17 protein-coding genes are annotated in these 16,650 nt (G+C 63.4%); 8 read left to right on the forward strand and 9 right to left on the reverse strand.

The window, feature by feature from the left end; genetic code table 11:
* The first annotated feature begins 73 nt into the window (after positions 1-73).
* From LB559_RS22840 to LB559_RS22850, 3 genes are read left to right on the forward strand one after another with little or no spacing between them, the layout of a single operon-like run.
* Entirely contained in the window at positions 74-658 is a 585-nt protein-coding gene (locus LB559_RS22840; RefSeq protein ID WP_013528212.1) for a TRAP transporter small permease subunit, read from the forward strand.
* Entirely contained in the window at positions 655-2,439 is a 1,785-nt protein-coding gene (locus tag LB559_RS22845) for a TRAP transporter large permease subunit (RefSeq protein ID WP_206523549.1), read from the forward strand. Before LB559_RS22840 ends, LB559_RS22845 begins: the two co-directional genes overlap by 4 nt.
* A gap of 18 nt (positions 2,440-2,457) precedes the next feature.
* Positions 2,458-3,486 (forward strand): zinc-dependent alcohol dehydrogenase family protein, encoded by a 1,029-nt coding sequence (locus LB559_RS22850; protein ID WP_224675134.1) that lies wholly within the window; start codon positions 2,458-2,460, stop codon positions 3,484-3,486.
* An 85-nt stretch (positions 3,487-3,571) separates the two neighbouring features.
* Here LB559_RS22850 and LB559_RS22855 read toward each other — a convergent pair whose 3' ends face one another.
* Entirely contained in the window at positions 3,572-4,681 is a 1,110-nt protein-coding gene (locus tag LB559_RS22855; RefSeq protein WP_013528215.1) for a TRAP transporter substrate-binding protein, read from the reverse strand.
* A 263-nt stretch (positions 4,682-4,944) separates the two neighbouring features.
* On the opposite strand from LB559_RS22855, the gene LB559_RS22860 reads away from it, so the two are divergent.
* Positions 4,945-5,718: a gamma-glutamyl-gamma-aminobutyrate hydrolase family protein gene (locus LB559_RS22860; RefSeq protein WP_127259555.1), complete on the forward strand. Its 774-nt coding sequence runs from the start codon at positions 4,945-4,947 to the stop codon at positions 5,716-5,718.
* Here the strand turns inward: LB559_RS22860 and LB559_RS22865 are convergent, their stop codons facing one another.
* The 5 genes from LB559_RS22865 to LB559_RS22885 form a co-directional block, all read right to left on the reverse strand.
* Positions 5,719-6,123 carry a hypothetical protein gene (locus LB559_RS22865; RefSeq protein WP_024501916.1) on the reverse strand — a complete coding sequence of 135 codons (405 nt, stop codon included), beginning with the start codon at positions 6,121-6,123 and terminating at the stop codon, positions 5,719-5,721.
* Positions 6,124-6,205: 82 nt separating this feature from the next.
* A complete protein-coding gene (locus tag LB559_RS22870) occupies positions 6,206-7,189 on the reverse strand; it encodes a 2-hydroxyacid dehydrogenase (protein ID WP_224675042.1) in 984 nt (327 codons plus the stop codon).
* Complete coding sequence (locus LB559_RS22875; RefSeq protein WP_224675135.1) at positions 7,186-8,208, reverse strand: LacI family DNA-binding transcriptional regulator; 1,023 nt, start codon at positions 8,206-8,208, stop codon at positions 7,186-7,188. The genes LB559_RS22870 and LB559_RS22875 overlap by 4 nt, the downstream gene beginning before the upstream one ends.
* A gap of 77 nt (positions 8,209-8,285) precedes the next feature.
* Positions 8,286-9,170, reverse strand: coding sequence for a DMT family transporter (locus LB559_RS22880; protein WP_032809875.1), 885 nt, complete (start codon positions 9,168-9,170; stop codon positions 8,286-8,288).
* Between the two features lie 198 nt (positions 9,171-9,368).
* The gene (locus LB559_RS22885) at positions 9,369-9,776 is read right to left on the reverse strand and encodes a DUF2000 family protein (RefSeq protein ID WP_224675043.1); all 408 of its coding nucleotides are present in this window, start codon (positions 9,774-9,776) and stop codon (positions 9,369-9,371) included.
* Between the two features lie 49 nt (positions 9,777-9,825).
* Here LB559_RS22885 and LB559_RS22890 point away from each other — a divergent pair, with 49 nt between their 5' ends.
* Positions 9,826-10,695: an AraC family transcriptional regulator gene (locus LB559_RS22890; RefSeq protein WP_224675044.1), complete on the forward strand. Its 870-nt coding sequence runs from the start codon at positions 9,826-9,828 to the stop codon at positions 10,693-10,695.
* A gap of 24 nt (positions 10,696-10,719) precedes the next feature.
* Here LB559_RS22890 and LB559_RS22895 read toward each other — a convergent pair whose 3' ends face one another.
* Together LB559_RS22895 and LB559_RS22900 are read right to left on the reverse strand one after the other, a co-directional pair.
* The gene (locus LB559_RS22895) at positions 10,720-11,190 is read right to left on the reverse strand and encodes a MarR family winged helix-turn-helix transcriptional regulator (protein WP_013528223.1); all 471 of its coding nucleotides are present in this window, start codon (positions 11,188-11,190) and stop codon (positions 10,720-10,722) included.
* Positions 11,191-11,411: 221 nt separating this feature from the next.
* The gene (locus LB559_RS22900; RefSeq protein ID WP_224675045.1) at positions 11,412-12,158 is read right to left on the reverse strand and encodes an intradiol ring-cleavage dioxygenase; all 747 of its coding nucleotides are present in this window, start codon (positions 12,156-12,158) and stop codon (positions 11,412-11,414) included.
* A gap of 199 nt (positions 12,159-12,357) precedes the next feature.
* Here LB559_RS22900 and LB559_RS22905 point away from each other — a divergent pair, with 199 nt between their 5' ends.
* Positions 12,358-13,404 carry a CobW family GTP-binding protein gene (locus LB559_RS22905; protein WP_064992900.1) on the forward strand — a complete coding sequence of 349 codons (1,047 nt, stop codon included), beginning with the start codon at positions 12,358-12,360 and terminating at the stop codon, positions 13,402-13,404.
* Between the two features lie 253 nt (positions 13,405-13,657).
* Entirely contained in the window at positions 13,658-14,632 is a 975-nt protein-coding gene (locus LB559_RS22910) for a WD40 repeat domain-containing protein (protein WP_027163812.1), read from the forward strand.
* Between the two features lie 6 nt (positions 14,633-14,638).
* Here the strand turns inward: LB559_RS22910 and LB559_RS22915 are convergent, their stop codons facing one another.
* Positions 14,639-15,091 (reverse strand): hypothetical protein, encoded by a 453-nt coding sequence (locus tag LB559_RS22915; protein WP_224675046.1) that lies wholly within the window; start codon positions 15,089-15,091, stop codon positions 14,639-14,641.
* Positions 15,092-15,246: 155 nt separating this feature from the next.
* Here LB559_RS22915 and LB559_RS22920 point away from each other — a divergent pair, with 155 nt between their 5' ends.
* Positions 15,247-16,626, forward strand: coding sequence for an aspartate aminotransferase family protein (locus LB559_RS22920; RefSeq protein WP_224675047.1), 1,380 nt, complete (start codon positions 15,247-15,249; stop codon positions 16,624-16,626).
* Positions 16,627-16,650: the final 24 nt, after the last annotated feature.

Raw genomic sequence — 16,650 nt, forward strand, 5'->3', positions numbered from 1 at the left:
ATACCGTTGGACCACGTGGCGTGACGGACAAAAAGGGGGAAGCCGGCACGCCTCCGGTACAAGGGAGGAATGCATGGCAGGGCTTCTCGCTCTATCCAGGACTATTGATCGCGCCAACGAGTTCATCGGCAAATGGATATCGTGGCTGATCCTGCTGGCGATCCTGGTGAGCGCCGCCAACGCCATTATCCGCAAGGTGTTCGACATATCGTCGAACGCTTGGCTCGAGCTGCAATGGTATCTGTTCGGCGCCGCCTTCATGCTGGCCGCCGCCTATACGCTGAAGCAGAACGAACATATCCGCATCGACGTCGTCTACGGCCTGTTTCCACGCCGCGTGCAGCACTGGATCGACCTTTTCGGGCATGTCTTTTTTCTGATGCCGTTCGTGACGCTGATGGTGATCTATTTCGTTCCTTATGTGTCGCTGTCGTTTCGCAGCGGCGAGATGTCCAACAATTCCGGCGGCCTGATCATCTGGCCCGCCAAGGCCATCCTGCTCGTCGGGTTTTTCCTGCTGGCGCTGCAGGGCATCTCCGAGATCATCAAGAAGATCGCCATCATGCGCGGAGACATGGACGACCCCAATCCCTTCATATCGGTGCATGAGCAGGCCGAACTCGAAGCCAAGGCGCTGGCCGACGAGGTGCGTTCGTGATGGAGTTCATCGCGCAGAACATGGCGCCGATCATGTTCGCTTCGCTGATCATCTTCCTGCTGATCGGCTACCCCGTCGCTTTTTCCTTGGCCGCCAACGGCTTGATGTTCTTCTTCATCGGCGTGCTGCTGTCTCCCTATTCCGGAGGATCGATCAACCTCGCCTGGCCGCTCCTGCACGCATTGCCGGATAATTTCTACGGCAGCCGGGTGATGTCGAACGACACGCTGCTGGCCATCCCGTTCTTCACCTTCATGGGCATCGTGCTCGAGCGGTCGGGCATGGCCGAAGACCTGCTCGACACGATCGGCCAGCTGTTCGGGCCAATCCGCGGCGGCCTCGCCTATGCGGTGATCTTCGTGGGCGCGCTTTTGGCGGCGACCACCGGCGTGGTGGCGGCTTCCGTCATCGCCATGGGCCTGATCTCGCTGCCGATCATGCTGCGCTATGGCTATGACCGCCGGCTCGCATCCGGTGTCATTGCCGCCTCCGGCACGCTTGCCCAGATCATCCCGCCGTCGCTGGTGCTGATCGTGCTTGCCGACCAGCTCGGCCGCTCGGTCGGCGATATGTACGCGGGCGCGTTGATCCCGGGCCTCGTGCTTACCGGCCTCTATATGTCCTATATCCTGATCATGTCGATCATCCGGCCGAACTCGATGCCGGCGCTGCCGCTCGAGGCCCGTACACTTGGCCATGGCGTGATGTCGCTGCTGGTGGCTTTGCTGGTCACATCGGCGGTTTCCTACGCGGCGTATCGTTACCTGGCGCCGGCGCATGGCGACAATGCCGACATTCTTGGCGCGACTGCCGGGGTGCTGTTCATCTACATCGTCGCCATTGCCGACAAGCGCCTGAACTTCAACATGATGTCCAGGCTCGCGCAGCAGGTGATCATCGTGCTGATCCCGCCACTGGCGCTGATCTTCCTGGTGCTGGGCACCATCTTCCTGGGCATCGCCACGCCGACCGAAGGCGGCGCCATGGGCTCGGTCGGCGCCTTGTTCATGGCGGCGGCCAAGGGGCGCTTGTCGCTTGACGTCGTCAAGCAGGCACTGGCCTCGACGACAAGGCTGTCGTCCTTCGTGCTGTTCATCCTGATCGGCGCACGGGTGTTCTCGCTGACCTTCTACGGCGTCAACGGCCACATCTGGGTCGAGCACCTTTTGACGTCGCTGCCGGGCGGCGAGGTCGGCTTCCTGATCGGCGTCAACATGCTCGTCTTCTTCCTCGCCTTCTTCCTCGACTTCTTCGAACTGGCGTTCATCATCGTACCGCTGCTGGCGCCCGCCGCCGACAAGCTCGGCATCGACCTGATCTGGTTCGGCGTGCTCCTGGGCGTCAACATGCAGACCAGCTTCATGCACCCGCCCTTCGGCTTCGCGCTGTTCTACCTGCGTTCGGTGGCCGCGCGCGTGCCCTATCTCGATCGTCTCACCGGCAAACAAATCGCGCCGGTGACCACCGGGCAGATCTATTGGGGCGCGGTGCCCTTTGTCTGCATCCAGGTGATCATGATCGGGCTGACCATCGCCTTCCCGCAAATGGTGATGCACTACAAGGGAACGACCGTCGATCCGGGCACCATCGACTACAAGGTACCGGAGGTGCCCGGCCTGTCGCCGCTGGGCACGCCGCCGGCGGATGGAGCGGCGCCCGCTGGTGGCGGCACGGCGCCGGCCGCTCCTGACCTTTCGCAACCGCCCAGTTTCGGCGATCCGACACCGGCAAAGCCGGCAGTGCCGCAGCCCGACCTGTCGCAACCGCCAAGCTTCAACTGAACCGGCATGGTCAAGACCATGAAAGCGGTGCGGCTGGAAGCAGTGGGCGACATCACGCTGCGCGACGTCGACATGCCTGACATCGGTTCGGATGAGCTACTGGTGCGCATCGAAGCCTGCGGCGTCTGCGGCACGGACCGGCATCTGTTTCACGGTGAATTTCCTTGCACGCCACCGGTGACGCCCGGCCATGAGTTTTCCGGCATCGTCGAGGCGATCGGAAAATCGGTCTCGGGTTTTGCCATCGGCGATCGTGTTACCGGCGACCCCAACATAGCCTGCGGGCGCTGCGCACACTGTCACGCGGGACAAGTCAATCTCTGCAGCAATCTGTGCGCGATCGGCATTCATCGCGACGGCGGCTTTGCCGAATATCTTGCCTTGCCGCAGAAGCAGGCTTTCGTCCTGCCTGTAGGCCTGAACCCCCTGCACGGTGCCTTCTGCGAGCCGCTCGGCTGTTGCCTGCACGGCGTCGACCTTGCCGGTATCAAACCGGGCAGCTCGGTGGTCGTGCTTGGCGGCGGCGTGATCGGCCTGCTTACCGTGCAGCTGGCAAGACTGGCGGGAGCCACGACCATCATCCTGTCGACCAGGCAGGCTTCGCGGCGCGCCCTCGCCGAGGACCTCGGCGCGACAGCGACGATCGATCCGACAGCCACCAATGTCATCGATGCGATCGGCGGACCGGCCGGTCTGGCGCCAGGTGGCGTCGACGTCGTCTTCGAATGCGCCGGCGTGCGAGAGACCCTCGAGCAGTCCATGCGGCTGGCCCGAGCCGGCGGCACGGTCGTCATTGTCGGCGTGACGCCGCAAGGCATGAAAGCGGAATTCGAGCCGTTCGACCTGTTGTTCCGGGAACTGAAGGTGCTCGGTTCCTTCCTCAATCCCTACACCCATCGCCGCGCCGCCGAACTCATCGCTTCCGGTGCGGTCGAGATCGACAGGCTGATCTCCAGGCAGGTGTCGCTTGAAGAAGCGCCAGCGGTGATCGCCAATCCGCCGGCGCCCGGCGAGGTCAAGGTTCTGGTGGTGCCGCGCCGCGGCTGAACCGCCGGCTTCGCCTCCCGGCATATACAGAAAAGCTCCCTGAGCGGGGTCCGCCCAGAGAGCTTTTGAGCAGAAGTCCGGCCGGCTACAGCTTGCCGTTGCGCTGCTGGACCATCATGAAGGTGTCGTAATTGTATTCGGCCACCTGTGCCCAGAGATAATGCTCCTTGCGGAAGCCCTTGATCGATTCCCAGATCTTCTTGAACGGGGCGTTGGAGGCTTCCATTTCGGTATAGACCTCGTTGGCCTTTTCGAAGCAGGCGGCCATGATTTCCTGGCTGAACGGGCGCAGTTTCGCGCCGCCGGCCACCAGCCGCTTCACCGCCGCAGGGTTCAGATAATCGTATTTCTGCAGCATGTTGGCGTCGGCCGCCTGCGCGGCAGTGTGCAGCAGCGACTTGTACGTCGGCGAAAGTTCTTCGTACTTCGCCTTGTTGAACATCAGGTGGACGGTCGGGCCGCCCTCCCACCAGCCGGGATAGTAATAATAGGGCGCCACCTTGTAGAAGCCGAGCTTCTCGTCGTCATAGGGACCGACCCATTCGGCCGCGTCGATGGTGCCTTTTTCCAACGCCGGATAGATGTCGCCGCCGGCGATCTGCTGCGGCACGACGCCGAGTTTCTGCACCACCTTGCCGGCAAAACCGCCGATTCGCATCTTGAGGCCGGAAAGGTCGGCCACCGTGTTGATTTCCTTTCGGAACCAGCCACCCATCTGCACGCCGGTGTTGCCGCCCGGCAGGCCGAAAAGGCCCTGCGTGGCGAGAAACTCGTTGAACAGGTCGATGCCGCCACCATGGTAATGCCAGGCATTCATGCCGCGTGCGTTGAGCGAAAAGGGAACCGCCGCACCGAGCGCCCATGTCGGGTCCTTGCCCCAGTAATAATATGCCACCGTATGGCAGGCCTCGACCGTGCCGGCGGTGGTAGCGTCGGCGGCCTGCAGGCCAGGCACCAGCTCACCGGCAGCAAAAACCTGGATCTGGAAATTGCCGTCGGTGGCTTCCGACAGCATCTTCGAGAACACCTCGGCGCCGCCATAGATGGTGTCGAGCGACTTCGGGAAGGACGACGCCAGCCGCCATGTCACCTTGGGATTGGACTGGGCGATTGCAGGCGCCGCCAGCGTGGCCGCCGCCGCCGCGGCACCGACGCCGGTGACACCGGCCTTGCGAATGAATGAACGACGATCCATGAAGTTCCTCCCTTTTGGATCAACAGGCCGACGTCAGAAAATCCTCGGTTTCCGTGTCGGTTCGTTCGAGACAATACACAGGCAAGAAGTCGAGTCCAGCAGGCCGGCCCGATTTGACGGCGAAGCCCGGCTGCACTGCAACTATAGTCTAACAGGCCGTTTCGTGGCCCATGCGACACGCCGAAACTTGGCATGGAAAAATAACGTGGGATCGCCTATTTTGAAGGCAGGTATCCCTTGCCCCGATGGAACACAGAGCCCAAATGCATCAGCCGCTCGTCGCCATATCGACCGACGTCCGCCAGTTCGACAACTACACCTGGCACGCCGCCCCACAACAATATCTGGAAGCGGCGATCACCGGCGCCGGCGTGTTCCCGGTGCTGGTGCCATCGTTCGGCGACCGGCTCGATTTCGACGAACTCCTGTCGTCGGTCGACGGCGTCATGGTCACCGGCTCGAAATCCAATGTGCATCCCTCGCTCTATGGCGGCGACGCCAGTGAAGCCAATGGCCCCTATGACCCGGCGCGCGACGCCACGACGCTGCCGCTGATCCGCCGGGCGATCGAACGCGGCGTGCCGCTGCTCGCCATCTGCCGCGGCATCCAGGAACTGAACGTGGCGTTGGGCGGCACGCTCGGCACCGAGATCCAGGAGCGCGAGGGCTCGCTCGATCACCGCGCGCCGGTGAGCGACAAGCAGGACGAACGCTTCGCCATCCACCAGACCATTTCGATCAAACCTGACAGTTGCCTGGCCGGTGTGTTCGGTGCCGGCGACATCAAGGTCAATTCGTTGCACCGCCAGGCGATCGACCGGCTCGGTTCGAAGCTGCAGGTCGAGGCCGTCGCCACCGACGGTACGGTCGAGGCGGTTTCGGTGCGGGACGCCCGCGCCTTCGCCGTCGGCGTGCAATGGCACCCGGAATACTGGGTCAAGTCGGACAGCAATTCGGTGAAAATATTCCGTGCCTTCGGCGATGCGGTTCGGCTGCACGCCGCAGCGAAGGCGGGCGCGCGGGCCGCAGCGGAATAATCAGTCGCCGGATTTTTTATCACGGGTGGCCGCCAGCGACAGCAGCGGCAGCGCCGGGGCATAGGATTCGTAGCCGTCGCCATCGGCAGCCGCGAAGGTGACGATTGGATCGGTGCCATTGGCGCTGAAGGCAACGGTGCCATCGTTTTGCTCGCGCCAGAACTTCGCCTGTTCTATGCCCGGCAAGAGCCGACGGCATTTGGGAGCAACGGTGAGCAACGACAAACCGTCCGAAATTTCGGCCCCGCGGCTGACTGCACAGACCGCTTCATCGCCATTGGCGACCAGCCTGTAGCTGTTGGACGGGGCGGCCTCGTTGGCTACGCTTTCCCGGCTGCCGCCATGAAACAGCTGAATGCCACCAAACAGCGCTGCGGCAGCGATCAATGCGGAAAGTGCTTTCATCATTCTTCATCCACGTACACGGACAGGTTGAACAATGATTCCAAAGGGTTAAGCTGACGTTAATAAATGTGGCAGCCACCGATCAGTTTCTAGCCTTCACATGCGCCGTCTCGGGCACCGGCGTCAGCGGCCGGCGCTCGGTGAACCAGGACACCAGATTGTCGACGCACAGATCCGCCATGGCGCGGCGTGTATGGTCCGAGGCCGAGCCGACATGCGGCAGCAGCGAGGCGTTGGGCGCGTCGAGCAGCGCCTTGGGCACGTTCGGTTCGTCGGCAAAGACGTCGAGGCCGGCAGCGGCGATGGTGCCGTTGGCAAGGGCTGCCGCAAGCGCTGCCTCATCGACCGTGCTGCCACGGCCGATGTTGACGAAGACGCCGTTGGCGCCAAGCGCCGACAGTATCTCGGCATTGACCGCCTTCTCCGTCGAGGCGCCGCCCGGCGCGACCGAAATCAACGTATCCACGGCTTCGGCAAGCCCTTTCAGGGTCGCATGATAGTGGTAGGAAAGACCTTCGACACGGCGCCGGTTGTGGTAGGCGACCGGCAAGCCAAAGGCTTCCAGACGCCGGGCAATGGCCTGCCCGATGCGGCCCATGCCGAAAATACCCACACTGCGCCCGCGCAAGGTCAGCCGGCTCAGCGGATAGTTGCCCTTGCGCACCCAGCTGCCGTCGCGCAGCCAGGTCTCGGCGCGCGGCAGGTCGCGGATGGTGTTGATCAACAACCCGATCGTGGTGTCGGCGACCTCCTCGGTCAACACGTCGGGCGTGTTGGTGACCATGATGTTTTTCGCCGCCGCATGACCGACATCGACCGAATCATAGCCGACGCCGAAGGAAGCGATGAGTTCGAGGTTGGGCAATGCATCCATCATCGCCGCGTTGATGCCGGCGAACGAAGCGACGCCGCGCACATCACTGCGCATCTCGTCGGTGACGAGCGCCGGATCGGCGCGTTCAATTCTGACACGCCTGAACGTGCGGTTGATGCGGTCGACCGCGTGGTCGTTGAAATCGCCCGGCACCAGGATGGCGACGGTCTGCAACTGTTCGGCCTTGGTCATGCACGCTCCACCGGCTTGCCGGTCGACTGACGCACATGCAGTTCCGGCTTGATCAATTCCTGCGAGGGTCGCACCGTCTGGCCGTTGAGCTTGTCGAGCAGCGCGCTGGCGGCGCGGCGGCCCACCTCGCGCTGGCCGTTCCAGACTGTGGTCAGCGCCGGCGTCGCGATCGCCGCCTCTTCGAGGTCGTCATAGCCGGTGACCGAGATGTCGATGCCCGGCACCAGGCCGGCGCGGGCAATGCCGTTCATCAGGCCGATGGCGACGAGGTCGTTCCAGCAGCAGGCTGCCGTCGGTCTGTCCTTCAGCGCCAGGAACTGTCCGGCGGCCTCGAAGCCGGCCTGCTTGGTGCGCGGCCCGGCGATGCGCCAGGACGGCCTGACTTCCAGCCCGGCCGCCTCCATCGCGTTGACATAGCCTTGGTAGCGGTCACGGCCGGTCGAGGTCTGGTCGGTGCCGCCGATCATGGCGATGCGCTTGTGGCCGAGCGAGATCAGGTGGTTGGTGGCGAGGCCTGTTCCATAAGAGTCGTCGCCGCGAAAGACCGGCACGTCGGCACCCTCGACGGTGCGCGCGATCAGCACAGCCGGCAGGCCGTTCTCCTCGGCCATCACGATGTCGGAAGCCGGCGTGCCTATCGCCGGCGACATGATGACGCCGTCGGCGCCGAGCTGCAAAAGCGTATCGATGAAAGTGCGCTGCTTTTCGAGCTGATCATAGTGGTTGGACAGGATGAAGGTTTGCCGGCTGCGGTCGAGCTCGCTTTCGATCGAGCGCAGTATCTCGGCGAAGAACGGGTTCATGATGTCGTGCACGACGACGCCGACAATGCCGGAACGCGAGGTGCGCAGGCTGGCGGCGCGTCGGTTGTAGATATAGCCGATGGCGCGGGCATGTTCCTTGATGCGGTCACGGGTGGTCCCGGCAACAAGAGGGCTGTCGCGCAGCGCCAGCGAGACCGTGGCCGTGGACACGCCGAGCGCATCCGCGATCGTCGAAAGCTTGATTTTTTGTGCCAGCGACGTGTGCTCCCCGGACCTGACTTTCCAGACCTAAACTGTTTAAAGGCGGCGTTATGCCACCGATCGGGGGCAAATCAAAGTTTTTTTGCCAACGCCTCGGCCTCGACGTCCGAGGCCGCGCGGCTCCGCAGCCGAAGCCTATGCTCGCGATGGACGATGTAGAGGCCGCTGGCGACGATGATGGCGGCGCCGACCAGCGTCCAGCGGTCGGGAAACTGCTTGAAGACGATCCATCCGGAAATGATCATCCACACCATCTGCGAATAGGGATAGGGCGCCAAAGCCGTGGTCGTCGCCAGCCGGTAGGCTTGGACGAGCAGCCAGTGACCGACGCCGCCGAACACGCCGAGCATCAGCAGCACGAACCAGTGCCAGCCGTCATGCGGCAGGGAAAACGAAAACGGCAGCAGGGGCAACAGCAGCAGCGCCGGCGCCAGCGCCGAAAACAGGATGAGGCTCTCCGATGTCTCGGTCGCCGACATGCGGCGCGTCATGATGACGTAGAAGCAGTTCGACAGCATCGAGCCGAGCGCGAAGAGATGTCCGATGCCGAACACGCCGACGCCCGGTCGGGTGATGATGAGGACGCCGGCAAAGGCCGCCAGGATGGCCAGCCAGCGCCGCCAGCCCGCCCACTCGCCAAGCAGCGGACCGGCCAGCGCCGTGATCACCATCGGCCCAAAGAAATAGATCGAGGTTGTCTCGGCCAGTTGCAGGGATTTGAGCGCCAGGACATTGAATATGGTCGATCCGAACAGGAAAGCCCCGCGCAGGATATGCGCAGGCAGGTTGACCGGGCGAAACCGCATGGGTTGGCGCCAGCCGCGCAACAGGGTGCCGACCAGGATGACATGCACGGCAAAGCGCACCCAGGCAACGACCAGCACGGAAACGCCGGCGAGGACGAGGTATTTGCTTGATGTGTCGAGGAAGGTGAAGCAGACGTAAGTGGAAAGCATGCACAGGATCGCCACCGGGGGCGTCGCGCTTTCTACATGTCTTTGGGGAGCACTCACTTGCAGGCCGGGTGGGAGCTGGGCTGGACCCACCTTTGCGGGAATTGCCGGCTCCCGGCAAGCCAATTGTCGGCTGTCGCCACGCCAAAGCCGGCTGGCACAACAAGTGTCGGCGGCAGGCTTAGTCGATGCCTTTGAAAGCTACGGGTGCATACGGGCGCCCTTGGTGATCTTGTCGACCAGCTTCTTGTCGGCGCGAAGCGCGATCCCGACCACCTTGGCGTCTTCAGGCGCAAATTCGGCGAAGACGGCCCGGTTGGCCGCGTCAAAGCCGGTCGAAAACATCTCCTCGACATAGAGCGAGGTGGTCACGCCGCGCTCCAATGTGCGCCGGTGGATCGTGCCCAGCGTGGCCTGGTCGCCGGACAAAACGATGACCGGCTGGATCGACAGCGGGTTATAGAGATTGCCGGCGCGGTCGCGATAGGGTTCGCCGATGATGTCGCGAAACTGGGCGACAATGCCGCTGGTCAGGAAGGCGGTGACGTTGAGTTTCTGCCAGACCGGCAGATCTTCCCTGAGCACGATTGCAAATTTCGTATCGAACATGAGACATTGGCCATTCGGTTTGTGCCCCAATGCGAGGCTTACGGAGACGATGTCGCACGATCTAGACAGCCAGGCCTTCGAGGGTCTTGGACGTTTGTGCATCGATGCGGCGGAAAACCGTATTATCTCCGGTCCCGATCCCGCAGGCATGGAGCGGATCGAGGCACGCTTCCATGGCAGCGCGTTCGACCTGCATCGCCACGACACCTATGCGATCGGGGTAACGCTGCACGGTGTGCAGACGTTTCGCTATCTTGGTGCTGCGCGTCACAGCCTTCCAGGCCAGATCATCGTGCTACACCCCGACGAACTGCATGACGGCGGCGCCGGCACCGAGGACGGTCTGCGCTACCGAATGCTCTATTTGGAGCCGTCGCTGATGCTCGACTGCCTTGGCGGCGTTTCGCTGCCTTTTGTGAGGGATGGCGTGGTGACGGACGCGGCCTTTTGCGCAACGCTGCTTTCGGCTCTGGGGCCGCTGGAGCAGGAACTCGACGACCTGTTCGTCGACGACTTCCTGGTCCAACTGATGCAAAGCCTGACCCGGCATGGCGGCCAGCCGGCAAAGCCGATGACCCGGACGGCGTGGCGGGCGGCTGCACTGGCGCGCGACTATCTCACGGAAAACCTGACCCGGCCGGTGCGCTCCGGCGAACTGGAAGCGATAACCGGGCTCGACCGCTATGCCTTGTCACGGCATTTCCGCGCGGCGTTTTCGACCAGTCCGCATCGCTTCCTGGTGATGCGCCGGCTTCAGCGTGCGCGGCGGATGATCGCCGCCGGCGAACCGTTGGCGCAGATCGCGGTCGAAGCCGGCTTCAGCGACCAGAGCCATTTCATCAGGCAGTTCAAGAAGGCGTTCGGCATGACACCGGGACGCTGGTCGTCGCTGATCCAGGGCTCTGCCGCGGCGGCTTGATCGCCTGCCGCGACAATCCGCCGGTCAGTCGTCCGACTCGGCGTCGTCGTCGATGAGCACCAATTCCTCGTTCGAGAGGTTGGCCTCGATGCGGGCAAGCAGTTTGAACAGCGACTTCTGGTCCTTCTTGTCGAGGCCCTTCAGCGCCTGCTTTTCGGTCTTCTTCACCGATTTCTCGATGGCGTGGATGATGTCGCGGCCTGTATCGGTGAGGAAGATGTGGGCCTGGCGGGCATCGGCTTCAGAAGCGCGCTTCTCCAGGAAACCCTGGGCCTGCAGCCGGTTGATGGTCTTGGTGATCGTCGGCGGGCGCACGCCGAGACGTCCGGCAAGATTGCCCGGCGTCTGGCCGTCCTCACGGTCGAGCGCCAGCATGATCTGGTCCTGGCCGGCATAGAAGCCGTGCGCCAGAAGCCGGGCAGCCAGCGCCGTCCTTGCCAGCCTTGCCGCGGAATGCAGCCGGCTCATTGTCGCAGTCTTGTCCGCCTTGGCCATGGTCTTCCCTCTTCGGCCGTACCGGTGCGGGCAGCATAGAGGCAGCCGGCCGGTTGGCAATCGACGATCAAAAAGATTCCGGTGCTTCAAACAGCTTTGCCGGCAAGCATTGTGGTGTCCGCCGTGGCTAATGCCAGATGTTTATTTCAGTTAGATGACAAACGAATTCCCAGCCGGAGTTTTCGTCGCGAGCAGGGTGGTGGTGGTGGAGTGACCGCCGCTCAGCCGGACTTCACCGCCACGATCATCAGCGCCTGATAGGCATCCTCCAACTCGCGCAGCGCAGCCTGCGATTGCGATCCGGCCCGCCTGGCGATGCCGTCATCGGCATTTGAAGTGTCGCGCTTGCCGGGCCGGTCATTGTAGGGCGCGACAGAGGTGAAGATCTGCTCGCTGAGGCTGTCGGGGAAAAACAACTGGCCGGTCATCACCGACCTGTCGTCAGGGAAGACCTTGAAATGGATGTGGGTGGTGCGGCCGCGATACCAGCCGGGATAGATCGTGGCGAAGGAGACGATGCCGCTTGCATCGGTTTTCTGCCAACCACGCAGGAAGGTCTGGCCCGACGTGTCGACGTCGCGGCCGTCACCCTGTCCGGGATAGCCGGAATAGGCGCCCTGCGCGTCGCAATGCCAGATATCGACGCGGGCGCCGGCAAGTGGGCGGCAGTCCACGTCGACAACCTGCAGCCGGACGTCAAGGGCAATACCTTTCTTGCCGTCGGTGACATCGGCACGTTCGAGTTTCGGGTCGAAATAGAACGGTCCCTCGGTCACTTCAGGCGTAATGGTGCAGACACCGGCGCCGTTTTCGAACAAGGCCAGTCCGGCATAGGGTGAAGCCTGGGCAGCCGAAGATTGAGCGGCCATTGCCGAGGCCGGCAGGAAGGCACCACCTCCGGCGGTGACCGCGATCAACCCGAGCGCCTGGCGCCGGCTCAATGAGAAGGAGGATGGCTTGCCGGACATATCTTGCCTCTCAAATTGACCTTCCGCATCCCGAGCTAGGCAATCACAGCGGCTTTCGCCAGTCAAAATCCGGTATTGTAGCAAGCCGGTTTGGCCCATCGGTTTGCCCCGTGCAAAAGCCCGGCACACATCCTATATGGAACCGACAATCCCTTTTGAGGGCCGGATCTTTCGCGGCCCAGCACTTTCGAGGCAAGCCATGAGCGACGCACAGACGCAAATCCCCGTAACCGTTCTCACCGGCTATCTCGGCGCCGGCAAGACGACGCTGCTCAACCGCATCCTGTCGGAAAACCACGGCAAGCGCTACGCCGTCATCGTCAACGAGTTCGGTGAAATCGGCATCGACAACGATCTGATCGTGGAATCCGACGAGGAAATCTACGAGATGAACAATGGCTGCATCTGCTGCACGGTGCGCGGCGACCTGATCCGTGTCGTCGAGGGCCTGATGCGCCGCCCCGGCCGCTTCGACGCCATCGTCGTCGAGACCACCGGGCTCGCCGATCCGGTGCCGGTGGCGCAGACCTTCTTCATGGACGACGATGTGCGCTCCAAGACCAGGCTTGACGCGGTGGTGGCGCTGGTCGACGCCAAGCACCTGCCGTTGCGGCTCAAGGATTCCAGGGAAGCCGAGGACCAGATCGCCTTCGCCGACGTCGTCGTGCTCAACAAGACCGACCTCGTCACGTCAGAAGAACTCGCCAAGGTCGAGGCAACGATCCGCGCCATCAATCCGGCGGCAAAGATCCATCGTACCACCCGCGCCGGCGTCGACCTGACCGAAGTACTCGACCGCGGCGCTTTCGATCTGTCCCGGGCACTGGAAAACGATCCGCACTTCCTCGAGGCGCATGACGATCACGATCATCATGACCATGACCACGACCACCACCACCATGATCATGACGGGCACCACCATCATGCGCATGCTTCCGACATTCATGACGTGACGGTGCAATCGGTGTCGCTGCGCGGCGGCGAGATGGACCCGAAGAAATTCTTCCCCTGGATCGAGAAGATCACCCAGATGGAAGGCCCCAACATCCTGCGGCTGAAAGGCATCATCGCGCTCAAGGGCGACGACGAGCGCTATGTCATCCAGGGCGTGCACATGATCATCGAAGGCGACCACCAGCGCGCCTGGAAAGTCGGCGAAAAGCACGAGAGCCGGCTGGTGTTCATCGGCAGGGAACTCGACGCCGAGCGGCTGAAGAAGAGTTTTGACGCCTGCCAGGCGGCTTGATTTCCAAGCCTTATAACGCTAGCGCTGCCCCTTCTGTCCTTCTCCCCTTGTGGGAGAAGGTGGCCGTGCGAAGCTCGGTCGGATGAGGGGTGCTCCAGCTGAGCACCGACGGCGATCCGTCCAACACCCCTCAACCGTCTCGGCGCTGCGCGCCGATCCACCTTCTCCCACAAGGGGAGAAGGTTGGCGCCACACCTGGCCGCGCTGGCGACTTCCCGGGGATGGCAACAAACTTCATTGGAATGGTTCCCTGATGCCCACAGTCGCCCCCCTAGACCTCGAAGGCCATTGCATCGCCGCCGTCTTTCTCGGCGACGTGCCGCATTTCGCGATGGCCGACGGCGCCATCCATCGGCTCGACCATGGCCACAAGACGGTTCAGGCCAATGACGGGCTGCTCGCCGCCTTCCATGATGCGGCCAATGACCGGCTGATCACCGGCGGCGAGGACGGCAAGGTGTTTGCCGTGAAAACGGGCGGCGAGGCCACGGAATTGGCAAGCGCGGCCAGGAAGTGGATCACCAGCGTTGCCGCCGGGCCGCAAGGCGCCATCGCCTATGCCTCGGGCAAGACTGCCTTCGTGCGCTTCGCCGACGGCAAGACCAGGGAATTCGTCCATCCGCGTTCGGTGGAGGGGCTGGCCTTCTCGCCCAAGGGCATGCGCTTCGGCGTCGCCCGCTACAATGGCGCGACGCTGCATTTCCCGGCCGCCGAGGGCAAGCCGGTGGAACTCGAATGGGCCGGCGCCCATACCGGCATCACCTTCTCGCCGGATGGCGCCTTCCTCGTCACCACCATGCAAGAAAACGCATTGCACGGCTGGAAGCTCGCCGACGGCAAGCACATGCGCATGACCGGCTATCCCGGCAAGGTCAAAAGCCTGTCGTGGAGCGTGAAGGGCAAGTGGCTGGCGAGTTCCGGCGCGCCGGCGGCGATCGTCTGGCCGTTTTCCGGCAAGGACGGGCCGATGGGCAAGGCACCGCTGGAACTCGGCACGCGCGGCAACGCCATGGTGACGGCGGTCGCCTGTCACCCGAGCCAGGATGTCGTCGCCGTCGGCTATGATGACGGCATGGTGATGGCGGTGCGTTTTGCCGACGCCAAGGAAGTGCTGTTGCGGCGGCCGGGCAAGGGTGCCATCACCTCGATGATGTGGGACAAGGAAGAACGCCGCGTCGCCTTCGGCAGCGCGGCAGGCGACTGCGGCGTCATCGACATCACGGCCTGACCCCGCTCACTCCGCTCCGCACGACACTTTGCCGCTGATTTCGACCGGTTTGCCGTCCTGGTCCGTATCCGCCGCGGCGTCGTAGATGGAGAGCGTATAGCTCCCGTCGTAGACGCCTTCGTCGCTGGTCCTGGTCAGGATCGTCAGTTCGACCGAGTTGATCTTTTGCGCGGCCTCGTGCTCACGATAGATGTTCAGCCGCAATTCCTTGCCGTCGAGCCAGTACTGCGTCAGGTTGGAATCCTCAAACACGGTCTTGCGCAGGCTGTCGCTGGCAGGCCGGCTCAGAATTTCGAGGTTGCCGCGAAAATTGAAGGTCGGCCCGCCCATGCCTCTGGTGACGCCGGCCTCGACCTCGAATGTCGCCGCCGCGTCGTCGGTGGAGCACCAGATGCCGCCCGAGGCGAAGGCCGCGCTCGCCGACGACAGGAGCATCGCCACACAGATGACCGTCCTCATTACCCCTCCCCCCTCAATTCCCGCTCATATTGGCGCCGACTTCGGCAGCACGGTCAAGCGCCGCCGCCAAAGGCTGAGCCAACGCAGGACAGATGCGCGGCCAATTGCGGATGCAGACACGGATTGGCTAAGAGGAATCGACCAGAGGGGTTTTCATGCACAGCGATATGTCCAAGACGTCCATCGGCGGCATCGGCCGCGACCGCATTGCCGATCTGCGCGAGACCGAGGGGGCAGCCTTCCGCAAGGCGCGGCCGCAATCTCAGGCGAAGGTCGGCAACGGCCTGCCCGGCTTCTTCGGCGGCGTGCCGATGCACTGGATGAACGACTGGCCGACGCCGTTCCCGATCCTGGTCGACAGCGCCAAGGGCGCCACGATCACCGACATCGACGGAAACAAGCTCGACGATTTCTGCCTTGGCGACACCGGCTCGATGTTCGGCCATTCGCCGCCGCCGGTGGCGCGCGCCATCCGCCGCCAGGCCGGACGTGGCCTGACCTATATGCTGCCTTCGGAAGATGCGCTGGCCATCGGGCCGCTGCTGCAGCAGCGCTTCGGCCTGCCGTTCTGGCAGATCGCGACGACGGCGACCGATGCCAACCGCTTTGCGCTGCGCGTCGCCCGAGCCGTCACCGGCCGGGAGAAGATCCTTGTCTTCAACGGCTGCTACCATGGCTCGGTCGACGAGACGATGGTGCGGCTGATCGACGGCAAGCCCGTCAACCGGCCGGGATTGGCGGGGGAATTCCGCGACCTGACCCGTACGGCCAAGGTCATCGAGTTCAACGATATCTCAGCACTCGAAGCCGCGCTTGGGGATAAGGACGTCGCCTGCGTCATCGCCGAACCGGTGCTGACCAACTCCTGCATGGTGCTTGCCGATCCGGGCTACCATGACGCCCTGCGCAAACTGACACGCCAAGCCGGCACACTGCTTCTGATCGACGAGACGCACACGATCTCGACCGGCCCCGGCGGCTACACGAGGAAATATGGTCTCGACCCGGACTTCTTCGTCCTGGGCAAGCCGATCGCCGGCGGCGTGCCGGCCAGTGTCTGGGGCATGAGCGACGACGTCGCCTCGCGCTACGCGGACTACAACAGGACCAAGGAGCCGGGCTATTCCGGCATGGGCACGACGCTCTCGGCCAACCCGCTGCAGTTCGCAGCGATGCGCGCCGCGCTTGAAGAGGTGATGACGCCGGAAAATTATGACCGCATGGATCACCTGGCGCGGCGGCTCGATGCCGGGTTGACCGGCGTGATCGATCGCTATCGCCTGCCCTGGCATGTTTCCCGTGTCGGCGCCCGCGTCGAGTTCATCTGCGCGCCCGGTCCGCTGCGCAATGGCGCCGAGGCGGAAGTGGCGCATGCGCCGGAACTGGAGGCCGCCATCCATGTCGCGCTGGTCAATCGCGGCGTGCTGATCGCACCCTTCCACAACATGATGCTGATCTCGCCGGCGACCACTGCGACCCAGGTCAACCGGCTGATCACCGCCTTCGGCGCGGTTGCGGCAAAGCTTGGGGCATGAGACAAGCGGCGATGGACCATCCCA

The sequence above is a fragment of the Mesorhizobium sp. BR1-1-3 genome (assembly GCF_020165455.1).
In the GTDB taxonomy this organism is placed as follows: domain Bacteria; phylum Pseudomonadota; class Alphaproteobacteria; order Rhizobiales; family Rhizobiaceae; genus Mesorhizobium; species Mesorhizobium ciceri.